Raw genomic sequence first — 17,314 nt, forward strand, 5'->3', positions numbered from 1 at the left:
TCAGCCGGCTTGTTCCCGCACCTGTCGCTTGAGCCGGGCCAGGATCGCGGTCCCGCCGCGCACCCGCAGCGGGCTGATCGCCTGGGCCAGCCCCATCCGCTGGTAGAGGTCGTCCGGCACGGCCAGCACCTGCTCGGCGTTCGCCCCGGCCAGCCCTTCGGCGAGGATGCCGGCGAAGGCGCGGGTGGTCGGCGCCTCCGGCGGGCAGTCGAACCAGGTGAGCACCGTCCCGTTCGGCTGGACCTGGGCGCGCAGGAAGAACGCCGTCTGGCACTCGGGCACCTGCTCCATGCCCTCCCGGTCGATCTCCGCGGGCAGCGGCGGGATGACGTCGGCGTACTCGAGGAGCATCTCCAGCACCAGGTCGCGGGGCGCGGCGGCGAACTCGTCGACGATCTCGGCCAGCTTGGTCGGCATCTCGGGCATCCCGTCAGGCTACCGCCGTCCGGGCGGCGCCCACCGGGGTCGGGCGGAGGGCGCCGCGTCGGCCGGGTCACATGTTCGGGGCGGCCTCGCTGATGTCGCCGAGCGCGGAGTTCGGGTCGAGCTGCATGGCCAGGTCGCCCAGCGAGACGATGCCGACCAGCTTGCGCTCGTTGTCGCAGACCAGCACCCGCCGGATGTTGCGCTCGCGCATCAGCGCGGCCGCCTCGCTCGCGGTGGAGTGCTGTTCGATCATCACCACCTCGCGGGTGATGATCGAGCCGATGGTGGTGCTGGCCGGGTCCGCGCGGTCGGCCACCGCCCGCACCACGATGTCGCGGTCGGTCAGCATGCCGGCGAGGGTGGCGCCGTCGGTGACCACCACGTCGCCGATGTCCGCCTCCTTCATCACCCTGGCCGCCTCGTCCAGCATGGTCTCCGCAGGGAGGTAGACCACCTGCTTCGTCATCACGTCGCTGACCCGGTACATGAGAGCCTCCGCAAACCTCGGTCGATGCCGCAGCGGTACCCCGTGGCGCGTTCGCTACACCCCGTCGCGGCGCGCCGCGCGCACCTCGTCGGCCAGCCGTTCGACCAGACCGTCCAGCGGCAGCTCGATCCGCTCGCCGCCGGCCCGGTCGCGCAGCTCGACGTACCCGTCGGCGAGCCGGCGACCGACCACGACGGCGCGCGGGATGCCGATCAGCTCCGCGTCGGTGAACTTCACCCCCGCCGAGACGTGCGTGCGGTCGTCGACCAGCACCCGCAGGCCCGCGGCGGAGAGGCGTCCGCCGAGGTCCAGCGCCGCGTCGAGCTGCGGCCCCTTCCCCGCCGCCACCAGGTGTACGTCGCACGGCGCGACCGCCGCCGGCCACACCAGACCCCGCTCGTCGTGGTGCTGCTCGGCGACCGCCGCCACCGCCCGGGACACCCCGATGCCGTAGCAGCCCATCGTCGGCCGGACCGGCTTGCCCGCCGGGCCGAGCACGTCGACGGCGAACGCGTCGGTGAACCGCCGGCCGAGCTGGAAGATGTGCCCGACCTCGATGCCCCGCCGCATGGTCAGCTCGCCGGCCTCGCACGCCGGGCACGGGTCGCCCGCGCGTACCTCGGCCGCCTCGATCGTGCCCGCCGGGGTGAAGTCCCGGCCGCAGACCACGTCGACCGCGTGCCGACCCGGCTCGTTGGCCCCGGTCAGCCAGGCGGTGCCGGTGACCACCCGGGGGTCGACCAGGTAGCGGACGCCGAGCTTCTCCAGGATCTGCGGCCCGATGTACCCGCGGACCAGCTCGGGGTGGGCCGGCCAGTCGTCGAAGACCGCGACCGCGGCCGGGTGCAGCGCCGCCTCGACCCGCTTGAGGTCCACCTCCCGGTCCCCGGGCACCCCGATCACCAGCAGCTCGGACTCCTCGGCGCCGGGCCGACGTACGGTCAGCACCACGTTCTTCAGGGTGTCCGCCGCGGTCCAGTCGCGCCGGCCGCCGAGGCCGCGCGCGTTCGCCAGCTCGACCAGCGAGGCGATGGTCGGGGTCTCCGGGGTGTCGTGCACCTCCAGCGCCGGGTGGGCGTCCGGGTCCCCGGCCGCCGGGGCGCGGGTCACCACCGCCTCGGTGTTGGCCGCGTAGTCGCAGGCGGTGCAGCCGACGAAGCTGTCCTCGCCGACCGGCGTGGCGGCCAGGAACTCCTCCGACGCCGAGCCGCCCATCGCCCCGGACATCGCGTGCACCACCGTGTAGTCCAGCCCGAGCCGGTCGAAGACCCTTGTGTAGGCCTCGCGGTGCCGGGCGTACGCCGCTTGCAGACCGGCCTCGTCCAGGTCGAACGAGTAGGCGTCCTTCATCAGGAACTCGCGCCCGCGCAGCAGGCCGGCCCGGGGCCGGGCCTCGTCCCGGAACTTCGTCTGGATCTGGAAGAGCGTCACCGGAAAGTCCCGGTACGAGGAGAAGAGGTCCTTGACCAGCAGCGCGGCCATCTCCTCGTGGGTCGGGGCGAGCAGGTGCTCGGCGCCCTTCCGGTCCGCGAGGGTGAAGATGTCGTCGCCGTACTCCGTCCACCGCCCGCTGGTCCGGTACGGCTCCGCCGGCAGCAGCGCCGGGAAGTGCACCTCCTGGTCACCGACGGCGGTCATCTCCGACCGGACGATCTCGGTCACCCGGTCCAGCACCAGCTTGCCCAGCGGCAGCCAGGTGTAGCCGCCCGGCGCGGCGCGGCGGACGTAGCCGGCGCGGATCAGGAGGCGGTGGCTCGGCACCTCCGCGTCCGCCGGGTCCTCGCGCAGGGTCCGGAGCAGCAGGGTCGACATGCGCAGCAGCATTGCCGCAGCTTACGACCGGTGTGCGGGAGGCCGCGATCCTATTCGGTCGCGGTCACGCCGCGCCTCATCGGCGACGTCGTCCCGGACGCTCGCTCGACCTGCGGCCAGTTGGATACGTCGATCAGACAGGTGACGCCCCGCTGGGCGGTCGCGCATCGATCCGATTGGGGGAGGGGGTGTGGATCCGAAGGTGGCGGGGTCGGCCGCGGGGGCCGGAATTGATGTCGAGCGGTCGATTTCCGACGGGCCTTCTTATCGCAGGCGGACACTCCCTCCTACGGTGACTCCGGCACGCCAGCGGGTGGACGTTGCCGGGGTCCGACCCGGTGGCGCGATTCCGGCGTCTATTGGGGGTTGTCTCGATGCACGTTCGGAGCCGCGCCATAGCGGGTCTGGTTGCCGGGGCGGTGGTGTTGACCGGCCTACCGGCGGCCGCGAGCACGGTGGCGGGCACGCTCGCCACGGGCGCTGTCGCCCGCACGGCCGCGGTCGCGGTCGCGTCCCAACCGGTGCCGGGGCACACCCGGCTGGTGCCGAGCACGCCGCGCACCGACGTACCGAGGATCACCAACGGTGAGATCACGGACATCGAGGTGGTCGGCAGCCGGGTCTTCATCGCCGGCACCTTCACGTCGATCGCCAACGTCGGCGCGACGCCGATCGCGCAGCGGTCGCTGGCTTCGTACAACATCGACACCGGCAAGATCGACACAGGCTTCCGGCCGACGTTCGACGGATCCGTCGAGGCCGTCGAGGCCTCGCCGGACGGCACGTCGCTCTACGTCGCGGGGTCGTTCAACACCGTCGGTGGGGTCACCAAGCGCAAGATCGCCAAGCTCAACCCACTCACCGGTGCGCCGATCGCGGCGTTCACCGCGACCGCGGACGCCCGCGCGACCGCGCTGGCCGTGAGCAGCACCGCGGTGTACGTGGGTGGCCAGTTCGCGAAGGTGAACGGCGTGAGTCGCCGCGGCCTGGCCGCGCTCAACCCGACCACGGGCGCGGTGGACAGCGGATTCAACCTGCCGCTGACCGGCGGCATCGGCGTCGGCGGCCTGCTCACCGTGCAGCAGCTCAAGCTGACGCACGACGACAGCAAGCTGCTGGTCGTCCACACCGGTCGCCAGATCGCCGGCCAGGACCGCTACGGCGTCGGTCTGATCAACACCGCCACCAAGGCTCTCCAGCCCTGGCGCACGCGCCTGTGGGAGGACAACCTCTCCTTCGTCGGCGGCATCCAACGGGTCTTCGCCGGTGACATCGCGCCGGACGACTCGTACTTCGTCGTCACCAGCGGCTCGGGCGGCGACCGCCCGCCGATCAACGACACCGCGATCGCGTTCCCGGTGACCGGCAACGACAACGTCGAGCCGATCTGGGTGTCCCGTCATTTCGACAGCATCTACTCGGTCGCCATCACCGAGAAGGCCGTGTACGTCGGCGGCCACTTCAGTTGGCAGGAATCGCCGACCTCCAACGTCCCGTGGCCGGGCCTGGACAACGTCGGGTACGGCACGGGCCAGGGCCTGAGCGGTTACGGCCTCGGCGACCAGGTGGTCCGCCGCGACCACCTGGGCGCTCTCGATCCGAAGACCGGCACGGCGCTCGAGTGGAACCCGGGCTCCAACTCGTACGAGGGGGAGAAGGCCATGCTGGCCACCTCGCGCGGTCTCTTCGTCGGTGGCGACGGCAACACCAAGGGCGGCAAGACGGTCGGGCGGGTCGGATTCTTCGACCTCACCCGGGAGCCGGCGCCCTCGGCGGTCGACACGACGATCGCGACGCCCATCGAGGGAGCGGTCAAGCCCGCCAACGCACCGTTCGTGATCGACGGGAAGGCGACCGCCCCGGCCGGCGTCAGCAGAGTCCAGGTCGAGATCCAGAACCGGAGCTCCAAGCAGTACCTCCAGGACGACCTCGCGACGTGGGGCGCCGCCAACAGCATCAACGCCGCACTCGCCGCGGTGAACACCCCCTCGACCTCGTGGTCCCTCTCGGTGTCGCTGCCCTCCGGCGAATACCAGGTCCAGGCGAAGACGTTCGGGCGCGACGGCTCGAGCGATGCCACGAAGGCCGTCAAGAAGATCGAGGCCTTCAGCTTCGACGACCTGCCGCCCTCGACGAGGATCACCGCGCCGACCGGCGGCCTGCTCACCACCAAGAGCTTCATCGCCACCGGCACCGCCAGCGACGACAAGGGCGTCAACGCGCTGACGTACTCGTTCCGCACCCCGAACAACCAGTACCTTCAGGACGACGGGACCGTCGCCTCGGTCTACAACACGTTCCGCAGCGAGCCGGATGTCATCGGCGCGCTGTCGACCACCTGGCAGGTCGAGGTGACCCTCCCGATCGAGGGCGACTGGAAGATGACCGCCACCGCCATCGACACCGCCGGTCAGAGTGACCTGCGCGGCGACACCCGGGACTGGACCATCTCGGCGACCGGTGTCCCGCCGGCGGTGTCCATCAGCAGCCCCGCACCGATGACACCGCCCACCGCTGCCGCACCGATCACCGTCGCGCCCGGCGGTTCCATCACCTTCTCGGGGACCGCCAGCGACGACGACACCGTGAAGTCGGTCGAGATCTACCTGCGCAACAACACCACGCGCGAGGCGCTGGCCGCCGACGGCACGTGGAGCGCCGACTCGATCGCGGCCTACCACCGGATCTCACCGACGAACCTCAGCGCCGCGTCGTACAACTGGTCCTACACCACCGTGCCGCTCACGCCCGGCGTGTACGACTTCCGGGTACGGGCCACCGACAACCTGGGCCTGACGACGGCGAGCGCCAACCAGGGCCGGCTCAGCGTCACCGCGCAGGTGCCCGGTGACGCGTTCCCGAACGGTCTGTTGAGCTTCACCGGGGTTGACCAGAACGTCGAGCAGCTGCATCTCAACCTGGCCGGCACGGCGACCGACGACAAGGGCGTGCAGGGCGTGCGGGTGGCGCTGCGCGACCTGGACACCGGTCGCTACGTGCAGCCGAACGGCACCATGGCGGCGAGCTTCGCCACGGTGAACGCCACGCTCGCCTCGCCCGGCGCGACGAGCACCACGTTCACCCTGCCGATCGACCTGCCGACCAAGGGTGAGTACAGCGTCGAGGCGTGGGCGGTCGACACGTCGGGCCAGCAGGACGGGTCGACCTCCGGCGCGACCGCCCGATACCTCGTGTACCCGGGCGACCTCGACCCACGGCTGGAACCGAGCCTCACCCCGCAGGACGGGCAGGTCTACACCGACTCGAGGATCGTGGTCACCGGACGTGCCGTGGACGACGTCGGGATGGCTCGAGTGGAGATCCAGATCGTCAACAGCGCGGGTCAGGGGATGAACTCCTCCGGTGTGTTCGGCGGCTCCCCCTGGATCGCGGCCTTCCTCACCAGCCCGGGTTCGCCGGGGTCGAACTTCGCGTACACGTCGCCGGTGATTCCGGCGGGCGCCTACACCGTGTCGATCAGAGCGGTCGACAACTACGGGCAGCTACAGCAGCCGCCGAAGACCATCCCCGTGACCGTCAACTGATGCGCTGAGACGATGGCCCCGGCACTCGGTGCCGGGGCCATCGCCGTACGGTCGGGTCAGTGCTGCTTGGCGAAGGCGACGAAGGCGCGCCAGGCCTGCGGGTCGAAGGTGAGGACCGGGCCGGTCGGGTCCTTGCTGTCGCGGACGCCGACGACGCCGGGCAGGTTGTCGGCCACCTCGACGCACTCGCCCTGGGTACCGCTGCGGGTGGACTTGCGCCAGATAGCGCCGATCAGCTCCATGACGTCATCACTTCCTTCATCAGCTCGACCGACTGCCGGCGAGACAGTGCCTCACTGCGGACGCTCTCCCACCTCGACAGCAGAATAGCTAGATCCTCGTCTCTGTCGACCACTACGCCGCCGAGCTGGGTCTCCAGATGACCAACCCATCCGCCGTCGATGCTCCGGCCTAGGACGAAGGGTCCGACCAGCCCGACATGCACGCTGACCTCGGTAGGGATGACGTGCACCGTGATGTGCGGATGTTCCGCGGACTCGATCAGATGGTCGATCTGCTGGACCATCAGTCCTCGGAATCCCTCATCGGCACGGCGAAGAACCGACTCCTCTATTACGGCTACAAACTTGGGTGGGTCGGGCTGAAGGAAGATGGACTTCCGATCCATCCGGACTGCCAGTCGTCGCTCCACCTCGTCATCGCTGATCGTGTCGTCGCAGCGAATCAGCGCCCGGGCGTAGTTCTCGGTCTGGAGCAGACCGGGCACCAGACTGGGCTGGTAGCAGCGCAGCTGGTGTGCCTGACGTTCCGCCTCCAGCCAGGGCCGGAACCAGCTCGGCTGCCCGTCCCGCTCGGCGAGCTTGAGCAGGGACGTCAACAGTCCGCCCGTGCCCAGCACCTCGTCGGCCCGCTTGAGAAAGAACCGGTCGAGCGGCCGTTGGCCCAGCTCGACGGCGGAGACCTGGGAGCCGGAAAAGTGGACCAGCCTCCCGAACTCCTCCTGGCTCAGCTCGGCGTTCACCCGCAGCCGGCGTAGCTGTGCCCGGATCAGCTCCGCGGTCGGCTCACCTTCCACGCTTCCTCCACGATCCTCCCGGCGTCTCCACGGCTCGCCCGCGCCGACGGAACAGCCGACCTGACCTCGCCACGGCCAGCGTCGATGCCTTCCGAGAGTAGTTCCGTCCTCAGCAGACTGTCACGCAGCGGGCCGCCTCCCGGCCCGCTGCGGGGCCGCCCGTGAATCCCCCCGATGCAGGGGCGGCCCCGGCCCGTACGTGCTGAAGGAGGTCGAGATGCGCAACGCGCTCCGCTGGTTCCGGTGCCGGACGGCCGTGCCGCCACCGCCCCTGCCCCGCCGGGTCCGGGGCATCAACCTGCCGAACTGGATGTGCGAGCCGACCCGGGTCTTCCCGATGATGCGGCCGGGGTGCCCCGGCCGGTTGACCCGGGCGCAGGAATGGCGGGCCAACGGAGGGCGCTGGTGATCCCCGGTCAGCTCCCGGTGCCCCGCCTCGGGCCGTACCCGGACCGGCCGCGGGCGTACCCGCCGGGCCACCCGCCGCACCTGCCGATCCGCCCGCTGTGGGTGTGCCGGGCGTGCGGGCTGCCGTGGCCGTGCGCCGAGGCCCGGCTGCTCCTCCGGGTCGAGTTCGACAACAGCCCCGTCGAGCTGGCCATCTACCTGTCCGGGCTCTACCACGAGGCGGCCCACGACCTGTTCCGGCTGAACCCGCACGACGGCCCGACCCCGCGCGAGCTGTTCCAGCGCTTCGTCGCCTGGGGTCCGTACCGGAAGGGGTTGGTCGACCCTCCGACCGGCGACCGATGATCGGCCGAAACTTCTCATCGAGGCACGGCAACCACCGCGGCTGAGGGCGACGTCTGGAGGTGCGTCAGGATGATGCACCACCTCACCCCAAGGATCGGCTCGTGTGGACCCTCTGCTGAGTGAGTTCGACTCGTTCGTCCGTCACCGGACCCCCGCGCTCCTGCGCTCGGCCTACCTGCTCACCGGCGACCAGCACCTGGCCGAGGACCTCGTCCAGTCGGCGCTGGCCCGGACCCACCGGTCCTGGAGCCGGCTGCACGACAGCGGCAACGCCGAGGCGTACACCCGCAAGATCATGTACCACCTCCAGGTCTCCTGGTGGCGGCGGCGCCGGGTTCCCGAGTCGATGCCGGGCGACCTGCCCGAGCCGCGCGGAGGCGACTGGGCCCCCGACCACGCCCAGCAGACCACCCTCCGGCTGACCCTGCGGGCCGCGCTGGCGAAGCTCTCCGCCAAGCAGCGGGCCGTGCTGGTCCTGCGGTTCTTCGAGGACCGCACCGAGGCCGAGGCCGCCGACCTGCTCGGCGTCACGATCGGCACCGTCAAGAGCCAGACCTCGAAGGCACTGGCGAAGCTGCGCACCGTCGCCCCGGAACTCGCCGAGCTGTACGTCCTGGAAGGAAGCGCCCGATGAACCACGACCGCCTCCGGCTCGACCTGGCCGGGCTGGCCGAGGAGGTCACCCCGGTCGACCTGCGGGACCGGGCCCTGCGTACCTCCCGCCGGCTCGGCATCCAGCGCGCGATCGCCACCTCCGCCGCCGCAGTCGTCATGCTTGGCGCGGCCACCGGCACCGCCTTCGCATTCATGCCCCGCAACGAGGGCCAGGCCCCCATGCCCGCCGACACCTCGTCGGTGACGGTGACCGCGTCGCCGTCAGGCGAGCCTTCTCCGAGCCCGACCGCCAGCGGCTCCCCGACGGCGACGCCGTCCAATACCGCAGAACCGTCCGACAAGCCGGCCTTGGTGCTCGGCCCCGACGGCCTCGGCGCCCTCACGCTGGGCATGTCGAAGAAGCAGGCAGAGGCCACGGGCATGATCAGCGATTTCGCGAACCTCGACAAGCAGGTCTTTCCGGGCTGTCCCGCCCGTGCCGAGATGAAGGGCGAAGGGGGCACCGTCTGGTGGTCAACCCGCCTGGGCGTCGCCGCGATCGTGCCGCCGGCGGGCGTCAAGACGGCCGAGGGCATCGGCGTCGGCTCCTCCCGCGCGAGCGTTCGTCAGGCGTACCCGAGTTGGCGGGGGATCGACGGGACGCCCCCTACCGACGAGGGCCGCGGGCTCGTTCCGGTGCCCGGCAATCCGGACGCGGTGTACCGGATCGAGGTCCAGAACGGCAAGGTGCGGTCCATCACCGTGCAGTTTGATCAGCAGGACTGCTACGAGTAGCTGCAGCCAACAAACGGCCGGACGAGCGCGAACCGCTCGTCCGGCCGCTGGGGCGTCTGCTTCGACCTGACCAGCCTCTCCCCGCATCCGCAACGCGATGCCCATCTGTTTCGGGCAAGTCGTTGACCATCACCTTCAGCGTGCGGTTCACCGGAAGTGGGCAGCCTGCCCCTGGCGTCGTCGAGGTCCTCACCGGCCAGGCGAAAAGGACCCAGAGCAACGACCGGGCGCGGTACACGCTGACGGCGAGCGGGGGCTGAATTCTTTCCCGGTGTGGACCATCGTTGCTCCACACCGACCTGAAATACGTCATGCGGCTGATTGAACAGCCGTCGAGCGGACCACCCCGATCCGGGTGGTCCGCTTTCGTTCGTGCCGCCGAAAAATTGTTTCGGCGGCGGCAACCCCGCACTGGAAAACCGACGTCTGGGAGGGTGCAAAAGCAATGACACCCCCACCTGAAGGGCCCGTTCCCGTGAAGGCTTTCGTCGCTGACTCCGTCACTCGTACCGCCCGTCGCCGCGCCCTCCGGCAGGCGTTGGCCCTGCCGCTGGTCGTGCTGGCGATGGCCGGCCTGACCGCCTGCAATGCCGGGAAGGCGGCGCCCAGCCACACCGCGGTTCCCGTAGCCGCCCACACCGCGACCGCCAGCGGCTCCCCGACGGCGACGCCGTCCAATACCGCAGAACCGTCCGACAAGCCGGCCTTGGTGCTCGGCCCCGACGGCCTCGGCGCCCTCACGCTGGGCATGTCGAAGAAGCAGGCAGAGGCCACGGGCATGATCAGCGATTTCGCGAACCTCGACAAGCAGGTCTTTCCGGGCTGTCCCGCCCGTGCCGAGATGAAGGGCGAAGGGGGCACCGTCTGGTGGTCAACCCGCCTGGGCGTCGCCGCGATCGTGCCGCCGGCGGGCGTCAAGACGGCCGAGGGCATCGGCGTCGGCTCCTCCCGCGCGAGCGTTCGTCAGGCGTACCCGAGTTGGCGGGGGATCGACGGGACGCCCCCTACCGACGAGGGCCGCGGGCTCGTTCCGGTGCCCGGCAATCCGGACGCGGTGTACCGGATCGAGGTCCAGAACGGCAAGGTGCGGTCCATCACCGTGCAGTTTGATCAGCAGGACTGCTACGAGTAGCTGCAGCCAACAAACGGCCGGACGAGCGCGAACCGCTCGTCCGGCCGCTGGCGCCCTCGGCGCCGGCCGACAGCGGCCCCCCTCTCTGCGGCCGGCGGCACCGTGGCCTTCCCGAGCGACGCACACAGCGCAAATGGCCGGTCCAAATTCTCTTTCGGGAGAGACAGCAACCATGGCCGGCCGGGGTGGCGTCTGGGGAGGTGTCACGCTGATGTCCCCCCTAACCCAAGGATCGGCTCGTGTGGACCCTCTGCTGAGTGAGTTCGACTCGTTCGTCCGTCACCGGACCCCCGCGCTCCTGCGCTCGGCCTACCTGCTCACCGGCGACCAGCACCTGGCCGAGGACCTCGTCCAGTCGGCGCTGGCCCGGACCCACCGGTCCTGGAGCCGGCTGCACGACAGCGGCAACGCCGAGGCGTACACCCGCAAGATCATGTACCACCTCCAGGTCTCCTGGTGGCGGCGGCGCCGGGTTCCCGAGTCGATGCCGGGCGACCTGCCCGAGCCGCGCGGAGGCGACTGGGCCCCCGACCACGCCCAGCAGACCACCCTCCGGCTGACCCTGCGGGCCGCGCTGGCGAAGCTCTCCGCCAAGCAGCGGGCCGTGCTGGTCCTGCGGTTCTTCGAGGACCGCACCGAGGCCGAGGCCGCCGACCTGCTCGGCGTCACGATCGGCACCGTCAAGAGCCAGACCTCGAAGGCACTGGCGAAGCTGCGCACCGTCGCCCCGGAACTCGCCGAGCTGTACGTCCTGGAAGGAAGCGCCCGATGAACCACGACCGCCTCCGGCTCGACCTGGCCGGGCTGGCCGAGGAGGTCACCCCGGTCGACCTGCGGGACCGGGCCCTGCGTACCTCCCGCCGGCTCGGCATCCAGCGGGCCGTGGCCACCTCGGCCACCGCCCTGGTGCTGGTCGCCGCCGCCACCGGCACCGCGTTCGCCATCCGCCCGGACGGCGGGGCACCCGCGCCCGCCCCCGCCGGCCCCTCCCTCACCGCGAGCTGGCCGCCGGTCGAGGTGACCCCGACGCCGGCGCCGACCGCGAGCCCCCCGGCGACCACCACCTCGGAACCGGCGGCGACCGCGACGATCGGCCGGGTCTTCTACGGCCCGGCAGCCGACCCCTCGTCTGCGACCACGGCGCGACTGCGCTCCTGGAAGCCGGGCGGCGTACCGGTGGACCTGCTCAGCGTCCCGCGCACGTCGGCGTTGGCCAACGCGGCCGTCTCGCCGGACGGCGAGCGGGTGGCCTGGGTGGACCGGGACGCCAACCTCTGGGTCGCGGACGTCAACGGTTCCGGCCGGCGCAAGGTGCGCGCCGGGGTGGAGGGCGACTGCTGGGGCCCCACCTGGTCCCCCGACTCGAAGCGGCTGGCGCTGGCGCTGGTCGACCCGGCCAACCCGGGCGCGGGCCGGCGGGGCGTACTGAACCTCGCCTCGAACACGTTCACCGAGGTGGGCAAGCTCCTCGGCTGCCACCCGCTCTGGTCCGCCAACGGGAAGGTGTTCGCCTTCCCGGACGGCTCGACCGGTCAGGTCACCATGACGACTCCGGACGGCGCGGGACAGTGGTTCATTCCGAAGCTCGGCGGGAACGCCAAGTACGACTGCTTCGACGTGGCCAGCCTCTCCCCGGACGGCTCCAGGATCGCGCTGTTCCGCAGAGGCCCGGGCGAGACCTCCGGGGATGTGGCGCGGGGGCTGGACGTGGATGCCGTGCTCGACACGCACACCGGGAAGCAGCTCGACCTGCCGATCGGCGCGCGCACCCTGCTGCAGGCGTTCTTCCAGGTGGACGGCACGCTGGTTGCGCGGGTTGGCGACCTGGACGGAAACATCCTGGTGTTGATCAGCGCGGACGGCCGCAAGATCAGCGAGTCCCGGGAGCCGGCCGCGTTCCGGGACATGCAGATCCTGCACGTCGCCGGTTGACCTGACGACTGGGGGCGGACCACCGGCGGTGGTCCGCCCCGCTCAGGCGGTGCTGTTTGGATCAGCGCAGCGCTCTGCCCGCGCTCAGCGCACCTTGGCCTTGAGATAGGCGAGCCAGGCCTTTTCGAAGTCCTCGTACGACACCCCGAGGATGTCCCGCGTCACCTCTCCGATCTTCCTGCTGCGGTAGTGCTCGGCCACGAGCTGGAACATCTTCTGCTCCCCGTACCGCTCGACCAGGTAGCCGATGGCCGAGTGGCCCAGCCAGTAGTGGTAGCCGACCCGGCCCTCCTGGTCCCAGGTCAGGCTGCCCGGTAGCGAGCGCGGCTGGCCGATCTCCCGAATCACCGCCCGGGAGTCGGCCGTACGCTCGCTGGTCAGCCATGGCTTCCGGCCGTGACCCAGGTACTCCGCGAACCCCTCGACCACCCATGTCTCCCGCTCGCCGAGCACATACGAGCCGGGGGCACGGGCGGTGAGGTTGCCGACCAGCGCGTGGCCGATCTCGTGCCGGAAGAGGTTCAGCTGCCGCTCCCGGGTGCCCCTGGTGAAGTGGTACGCGTCGCGGACGTCGATCACCACCCGGGTGGCCCCGACCACCGGCCCCTTCTCCTCGCTGTTGAGCACACCCTCTGGCGGCACCGGGATCGCGACCCCGGACTCGGTGGGCGTCTCCTTCGTGGTCCGGTAGAGGGAACCCAGCTCAGCACGACCCTTGACCAGGGAGATGACGAAGCCCGACGGTGCCGGGGCGCTCACCCCGCCGGCCTGCCAGGCGGCCAGGTCGTCCACCGCGGCCTGCTCGGCGATCGGGGCGTACCGCTGCGCCTCCGTTCGCAGCGACTCATCGACGAGCAGCACGGTGTGCGGGGTCCGCTCGACGTGGATGTTCCGCCACTTGTCCCAGGGGGCCGGGTAGTGGGTGACCGCGTTTCGCTTGCGCTCCTCCGGGAGGCCGCCGGCCCGGGTGACCTTCAGCGGGGCGTCCTTGTCGGCCTGGACGATCGTCCACCGGTACCACTCCTCGACCGGGCCGACGTCGAAGCCGTCGAACCGGTGCACGAACGCCAACGTCACGTCGACCTCATGCCCGCCGCCCACCGGGCGGAAGTCGCCCTTGGTGAGGTACTTGAAGCGGACGTCGGCCAGCGGCAGCTTGCTCAGGTTCCGGTACAGGCTGGTCTGCTCCGCGGCCAGGCCCTTCGCCGTCGGATCGAACGGCGCGACGAACGCCTTCTCGTCCCGTTCCGTGAGCGCCCTGGTGTGCGCGGCCAGCAGCGCCTCGATCTTCTCCTGCCTGATCGGGTTGTAGGTGTCGTCGAGCGCGGCGGCCGAGGCGTCGTTCCGCTCGTCGAGGTACGACCTCAGCCCGACGAGCGAGCCCACCGCGCACAGGGACAGGGCCAGCACCGCCGCGCCGAGCCCGATCCAGAGGCCGCGCCGGGACCGCCGGCCCGGTGCTGGCGGCGGAGCGTACGGCCCCGGTGGCGGATAGGGCGGCGGCCCGTACGGCCCGGGGAGTCCCGGTGGGGGAACGGAGGGCGGTCCCTCGGTCATGGCGTGCGTCCTCGCTCGGGTCCGGCGGATCGGGGGCTGCGTCCACTCCGGACCATCCCCGACTGGGATCGCGCGTCATTATTTCCGCCCGAGCGTCCGATTTTCTGCCCCGTGACACCCGTCGGCGGCGTGGGCCACGCCACGTCCGTACGCGGCCGGTGCCCGTCGACCACCTGCGGTGCCAGAATGGCCGGCACCGATGGGAACCCGGGAACCGGAGGGCAGCAGGTGCGCTGGCGCAGTTTCGTGGCGGTGGGCGACAGCTTCACCGAGGGCATGGACGACGCGTATCCGGACGGGACCTACCGCGGTTGGGCGGACCTGGTCGCCACCCGGCTCGCCGCCGAGGCCGGCCCGGACTTCGGGTACGCCAACCTGGCGATCCGGGGTCGGCTCTTCCCCAGCGTCGTGGCCGAGCAGGTGCCGGCCGCCCTGGCCATGAAGCCCGACCTGATCAGCTTCGCCGCCGGCGGCAACGACGTGCTGCGTCGGACGTTCGACCCGGACTCGTTCGTCGCCCGCTTCGACGACGTGGTGGGCGAGCTGCGCTCCGGCGGGGCGGACGTGATCCTCTTCCGGTTCGCCGACGTGATGGCCCGGCTACCCGGCCAGCGTCTCGTGGCACCCAGGGTGACCCTGCTCAACCGGGTGGTGGGTGAGGTCGCGGAGCGGCACGGCGCCATCCTGGTCGACCTGTACGCCGACGACACCTACCTCAACCCGATGCTCTGGAGCACCGACCGGCTGCACCTGTCGGCGGCCGGGCACCGGCGGGTCGCCGGGCAGGTGCTGACCGCCCTCGGCGTCGGCTGCGACGAGGACTGGTTGATGGTGCCGTTGCACCCGGCGCCGACCCCGTGGCTGGCCGCACGCGCCGCCGACCTGCGCTGGGCCGGCCAGCACCTGGCGCCCTGGATCAAGCGGCGGCTGACCGGCCGCTCCTCCGGCGACACCGTCACCGCGAAGCGGCCGATCCTCGGCCCGCTCACCGACTGACCGGTGCACACCCTGCACACGGCGCCGCTGCTGCGGCGCACCCTCGACGAGGAGCCGACCGCCGACGGGGCGGTCCTGGTCGACGGGGCCCGGATCGCCGCGATCGGGCCGCTCGACGAGCTGGTCGGGGCGTACCCGCAGGCGCGGGTGCGCCGCTGGCCCGGGACCCTCGGTCCGGCGCTGGTGCACGACGGGCCGCTGCCTGCCGCCCCCACCCTGCGCGAGCGGGTGCACGCCCTGTTCCGGCTCGGGGTCGCCGCGGTGCTCGCCGCGCACGTGACCGACCCGGGGCTTCGCGCCGCGGCCGTCCGCAGCGACGTCGCGGTGCTGGACGCCCTCCGACCGGCGGCGCTGGTCCCGAGCGGCCGGGCGGACCTGGCCGTCTTCGCCGACGACGGCACCTGCCTCGCCACGGTGGTGGCCGGCCGGCTGGTGCACCGCCGCGCCTGACCGTCGGTCGGGGCGGCCCGGCCTGCTGCCGTACGGTCATGGCGATCCCCTTTGGTCGGCGGGTTCCGGGACCGTCACGTGCGGCCCGCCACATCCGCTGCACCCGATTTCCGTTGGCGGGCCGCCGGCCCGGGATCGGGCGTACCTTGGGCATCATGCCTGTGCCGAGCGATCCGAATCCCCGCCTCCAGTCGTACGCCGACCCGCAGCGGCTGGTCACCACCGAGTGGCTGGCCGAGCACCTGGGCGACGAGGGCCTCGTCGTGGTGGAGTCCGACGAGGACGTGCTGCTCTACGACACCGGTCACATCCCGGGTGCGGTCAAGGTCGACTGGCACACCGAGCTGAACGACGAGATCACCCGGGACTACCTGGACGCGAAGAGGTTCGCCGAGCTCTGCGCCGCGAAGGGCATCGGGCGGAACGACACGGTGGTCTTCTACGGCGACAACTTCAACTGGTGGGCCGCGTACGCCCTCTGGGTCTTCTCCCTCTTCGGCCACCCGGACGTGCGGCTGGTCGACGGCGGCCGGCAGAAGTGGATCGCCGAGGGGCGGGAGCTGACCCGGGAGAAGGTGACCCGCCCGCGCGCCGAGTACCCGGTGCCGCAGCGGAACGACGCTCCGCTGCGGGCGTTCCGCGAGCAGGTGATGGCGCACATCGCGGCCGGTCGCCCGCTGGTCGACGTGCGCTCGCCGGGTGAGTACACCGGCGAGATGCTGCACATGCCGGACTACCCGCAGGAGGGCGCGCTGCGCGGCGGGCACATCCCGGGCGCGGTGAGCAAGCCGTGGAAGTCCGCCGCGAACGACGACGGCACCTTCAAGTCCGCCGACGAGCTGCGCGCGATCTACGCCGACCAGCTCGGGCTGAGCCCGTCGGACGACGTGGTGGCGTACTGCCGGATCGGCGAGCGGTCCAGCCACACCTGGTTCGTGCTGCACCACCTGCTGGGCTACCCGCAGGTGCGCAACTACGACGGCTCGTGGACCGAGTGGGGCAACCTGGTCCGGGCTCCCGTCGTGAAGGGCGACCAGCCGGGCGGTCTCGCCGGCTGACCTTCCCAGCGCCGCCGACGGCCGTGGTCACCCCCGGGTGGCCACGGCCGTCGGCGTTCGCGGGTGCCGGCTGCTCAGCGGGTACGCGGGTCCGGGGCCGGACCGGTCAGGTAGCGCTGGAGGGTCGGGGCGACCCAGCCGACCAGCTCGGCCGGCTCCGCGTCCACCATCGGCGGCAGGCCGACGATGTAGCGGGTGAAGGCCAGGCCGAGGATCTGGCTGGCCACCAGGCCGGCCCGGCGGGCGGTGGTCGCCGGGTCGGTGCCGAACCGGGCCACGACCGCGCCGAGCTGGTCGGCGAAGATGCCGCGCATCCGCTCGGCCGCGCCCGGGTTGGTGCTGGCCGCCCGGAGCAGCGCGGCGAGCGTCTCGTCGCCCTCCCACCGGTCCAGGAAGTGCCGGACCAGCACCTCGCCCAGCTGCCCGGAGGGCACCCCGGCCAGGTCGGGGAGGCGCAGGTCGAACTCGGCCGCCGCGGCGAAGAGCCCCTCCTTGCTGCCGTAGTAGCGCATCACCATCGACGGGTCGATGTGGGCGTCGGCGGCGATGGCCCGGATGGTGGCCCGGTCGTAGCCGTCGGCGGCGAACCGTTCCCGGGCCGCGCGGAGGATCGCGGCGCGGGTGGCGTCGGAGCGGCGGGCGCGGGGTGTGGCGTCGGTCATGCCCACGACTGTATGCCAACAAGCGTTGACATCGACGGCGCCCCGCGCCTAACGTTGCCAACAAGCGTTGGCAAACACT

18 protein-coding genes are annotated in these 17,314 nt (G+C 71.6%); 11 read left to right on the forward strand and 7 right to left on the reverse strand.

Annotation, left to right across the window (positions count from 1 at the left end; genetic code table 11):
- From ACTWO6_RS00195 to ACTWO6_RS00205, 3 genes are all read right to left on the reverse strand, one after another.
- On the reverse strand, positions 1–426 hold the full coding sequence (locus ACTWO6_RS00195; protein ID WP_446217611.1) for a SufE family protein: 426 nt from the start codon (positions 424–426) through the stop codon (positions 1–3).
- Between the two features lie 67 nt (positions 427–493).
- On the reverse strand, positions 494–913 hold the full coding sequence (locus tag ACTWO6_RS00200; RefSeq protein ID WP_446217612.1) for a CBS domain-containing protein: 420 nt from the start codon (positions 911–913) through the stop codon (positions 494–496).
- Positions 914–967: 54 nt separating this feature from the next.
- Positions 968–2,737 carry a proline--tRNA ligase gene (locus ACTWO6_RS00205; protein WP_446217613.1) on the reverse strand — a complete coding sequence of 590 codons (1,770 nt, stop codon included), beginning with the start codon at positions 2,735–2,737 and terminating at the stop codon, positions 968–970.
- 362 nt (positions 2,738–3,099) lie between these two features.
- On the opposite strand from ACTWO6_RS00205, the gene ACTWO6_RS00210 reads away from it, so the two are divergent.
- On the forward strand, positions 3,100–6,270 hold the full coding sequence (locus ACTWO6_RS00210; RefSeq protein WP_446217614.1) for an Ig-like domain-containing protein: 3,171 nt from the start codon (positions 3,100–3,102) through the stop codon (positions 6,268–6,270).
- Positions 6,271–6,326: 56 nt separating this feature from the next.
- On the opposite strand, the gene ACTWO6_RS00215 is transcribed toward ACTWO6_RS00210, so the two are convergent.
- Together ACTWO6_RS00215 and ACTWO6_RS00220 are read right to left on the reverse strand one after the other, a co-directional pair.
- Positions 6,327–6,512: a DUF397 domain-containing protein gene (locus tag ACTWO6_RS00215; RefSeq protein WP_446217615.1), complete on the reverse strand. Its 186-nt coding sequence runs from the start codon at positions 6,510–6,512 to the stop codon at positions 6,327–6,329.
- Complete coding sequence (locus tag ACTWO6_RS00220; protein WP_446217616.1) at positions 6,503–7,306, reverse strand: helix-turn-helix domain-containing protein; 804 nt, start codon at positions 7,304–7,306, stop codon at positions 6,503–6,505. Before ACTWO6_RS00220 ends, ACTWO6_RS00215 begins: the two co-directional genes overlap by 10 nt.
- Positions 7,307–7,523: 217 nt before the next feature.
- On the opposite strand from ACTWO6_RS00220, the gene ACTWO6_RS00225 reads away from it, so the two are divergent.
- From ACTWO6_RS00225 to ACTWO6_RS00255, 7 genes are all read left to right on the forward strand, one after another.
- Positions 7,524–7,715: a hypothetical protein gene (locus ACTWO6_RS00225; RefSeq protein ID WP_446217617.1), complete on the forward strand. Its 192-nt coding sequence runs from the start codon at positions 7,524–7,526 to the stop codon at positions 7,713–7,715.
- Entirely contained in the window at positions 7,712–8,059 is a 348-nt protein-coding gene (locus tag ACTWO6_RS00230; protein ID WP_446217618.1) for a hypothetical protein, read from the forward strand. The genes ACTWO6_RS00225 and ACTWO6_RS00230 overlap by 4 nt, the downstream gene beginning before the upstream one ends.
- Before the next feature lie 103 nt (positions 8,060–8,162).
- Complete coding sequence (locus ACTWO6_RS00235; protein WP_446217619.1) at positions 8,163–8,693, forward strand: SigE family RNA polymerase sigma factor; 531 nt, start codon at positions 8,163–8,165, stop codon at positions 8,691–8,693.
- The gene (locus ACTWO6_RS00240) at positions 8,690–9,448 is read left to right on the forward strand and encodes a hypothetical protein (protein ID WP_446217620.1); all 759 of its coding nucleotides are present in this window, start codon (positions 8,690–8,692) and stop codon (positions 9,446–9,448) included. Before ACTWO6_RS00235 ends, ACTWO6_RS00240 begins: the two co-directional genes overlap by 4 nt.
- Before the next feature lie 475 nt (positions 9,449–9,923).
- Entirely contained in the window at positions 9,924–10,580 is a 657-nt protein-coding gene (locus tag ACTWO6_RS00245) for a hypothetical protein (protein WP_446217621.1), read from the forward strand.
- Between the two features lie 241 nt (positions 10,581–10,821).
- The gene (locus ACTWO6_RS00250; RefSeq protein ID WP_446217619.1) at positions 10,822–11,352 is read left to right on the forward strand and encodes a SigE family RNA polymerase sigma factor; all 531 of its coding nucleotides are present in this window, start codon (positions 10,822–10,824) and stop codon (positions 11,350–11,352) included.
- A complete protein-coding gene (locus ACTWO6_RS00255; RefSeq protein ID WP_446217622.1) occupies positions 11,349–12,512 on the forward strand; it encodes a hypothetical protein in 1,164 nt (387 codons plus the stop codon). Before ACTWO6_RS00250 ends, ACTWO6_RS00255 begins: the two co-directional genes overlap by 4 nt.
- A gap of 84 nt (positions 12,513–12,596) precedes the next feature.
- Here ACTWO6_RS00255 and ACTWO6_RS00260 read toward each other — a convergent pair whose 3' ends face one another.
- Entirely contained in the window at positions 12,597–14,069 is a 1,473-nt protein-coding gene (locus ACTWO6_RS00260) for a hypothetical protein (protein ID WP_446217623.1), read from the reverse strand.
- Positions 14,070–14,297: 228 nt separating this feature from the next.
- On the opposite strand from ACTWO6_RS00260, the gene ACTWO6_RS00265 reads away from it, so the two are divergent.
- The 3 genes from ACTWO6_RS00265 to ACTWO6_RS00275 all read left to right on the forward strand — a co-directional run bounded on the left by ACTWO6_RS00265 (position 14,298) and on the right by ACTWO6_RS00275 (position 16,573).
- The gene (locus ACTWO6_RS00265; protein ID WP_446220861.1) at positions 14,298–15,065 is read left to right on the forward strand and encodes an SGNH/GDSL hydrolase family protein; all 768 of its coding nucleotides are present in this window, start codon (positions 14,298–14,300) and stop codon (positions 15,063–15,065) included.
- 3 nt (positions 15,066–15,068) lie between these two features.
- Entirely contained in the window at positions 15,069–15,515 is a 447-nt protein-coding gene (locus ACTWO6_RS00270; protein WP_446217624.1) for an imidazolonepropionase-like domain-containing protein, read from the forward strand.
- 155 nt (positions 15,516–15,670) lie between these two features.
- A complete protein-coding gene (locus ACTWO6_RS00275; RefSeq protein WP_446217625.1) occupies positions 15,671–16,573 on the forward strand; it encodes a sulfurtransferase in 903 nt (300 codons plus the stop codon).
- A 74-nt stretch (positions 16,574–16,647) separates the two neighbouring features.
- On the opposite strand, the gene ACTWO6_RS00280 is transcribed toward ACTWO6_RS00275, so the two are convergent.
- Positions 16,648–17,235 (reverse strand): TetR/AcrR family transcriptional regulator, encoded by a 588-nt coding sequence (locus ACTWO6_RS00280; protein WP_446217626.1) that lies wholly within the window; start codon positions 17,233–17,235, stop codon positions 16,648–16,650.
- Positions 17,236–17,314 lie beyond the last annotated feature (79 nt).

Source organism: Micromonospora sp. IBHARD004, assembly GCF_052814115.1.

Coding starts and splice junctions, on each gene's coding strand:
- ACTWO6_RS00275 (WP_446217625.1), top strand. CDS start 15,671: ATGCCTGTGCCGAGCGATCCGAATCCCCGCCTCCAGTCGTACGCCGAC.
- ACTWO6_RS00215 (WP_446217615.1), bottom strand. CDS start 6,512: ATGGAGCTGATCGGCGCTATCTGGCGCAAGTCCACCCGCAGCGGTACC.
- ACTWO6_RS00240 (WP_446217620.1), top strand. CDS start 8,690: ATGAACCACGACCGCCTCCGGCTCGACCTGGCCGGGCTGGCCGAGGAG.
- ACTWO6_RS00255 (WP_446217622.1), top strand. CDS start 11,349: ATGAACCACGACCGCCTCCGGCTCGACCTGGCCGGGCTGGCCGAGGAG.
- ACTWO6_RS00205 (WP_446217613.1), bottom strand. CDS start 2,737: ATGCTGCTGCGCATGTCGACCCTGCTGCTCCGGACCCTGCGCGAGGAC.
- ACTWO6_RS00200 (WP_446217612.1), bottom strand. CDS start 913: ATGTACCGGGTCAGCGACGTGATGACGAAGCAGGTGGTCTACCTCCCT.
- ACTWO6_RS00225 (WP_446217617.1), top strand. CDS start 7,524: ATGCGCAACGCGCTCCGCTGGTTCCGGTGCCGGACGGCCGTGCCGCCA.
- ACTWO6_RS00280 (WP_446217626.1), bottom strand. CDS start 17,235: ATGACCGACGCCACACCCCGCGCCCGCCGCTCCGACGCCACCCGCGCC.
- ACTWO6_RS00195 (WP_446217611.1), bottom strand. CDS start 426: ATGCCCGAGATGCCGACCAAGCTGGCCGAGATCGTCGACGAGTTCGCC.
- ACTWO6_RS00260 (WP_446217623.1), bottom strand. CDS start 14,069: ATGACCGAGGGACCGCCCTCCGTTCCCCCACCGGGACTCCCCGGGCCG.
- ACTWO6_RS00210 (WP_446217614.1), top strand. CDS start 3,100: ATGCACGTTCGGAGCCGCGCCATAGCGGGTCTGGTTGCCGGGGCGGTG.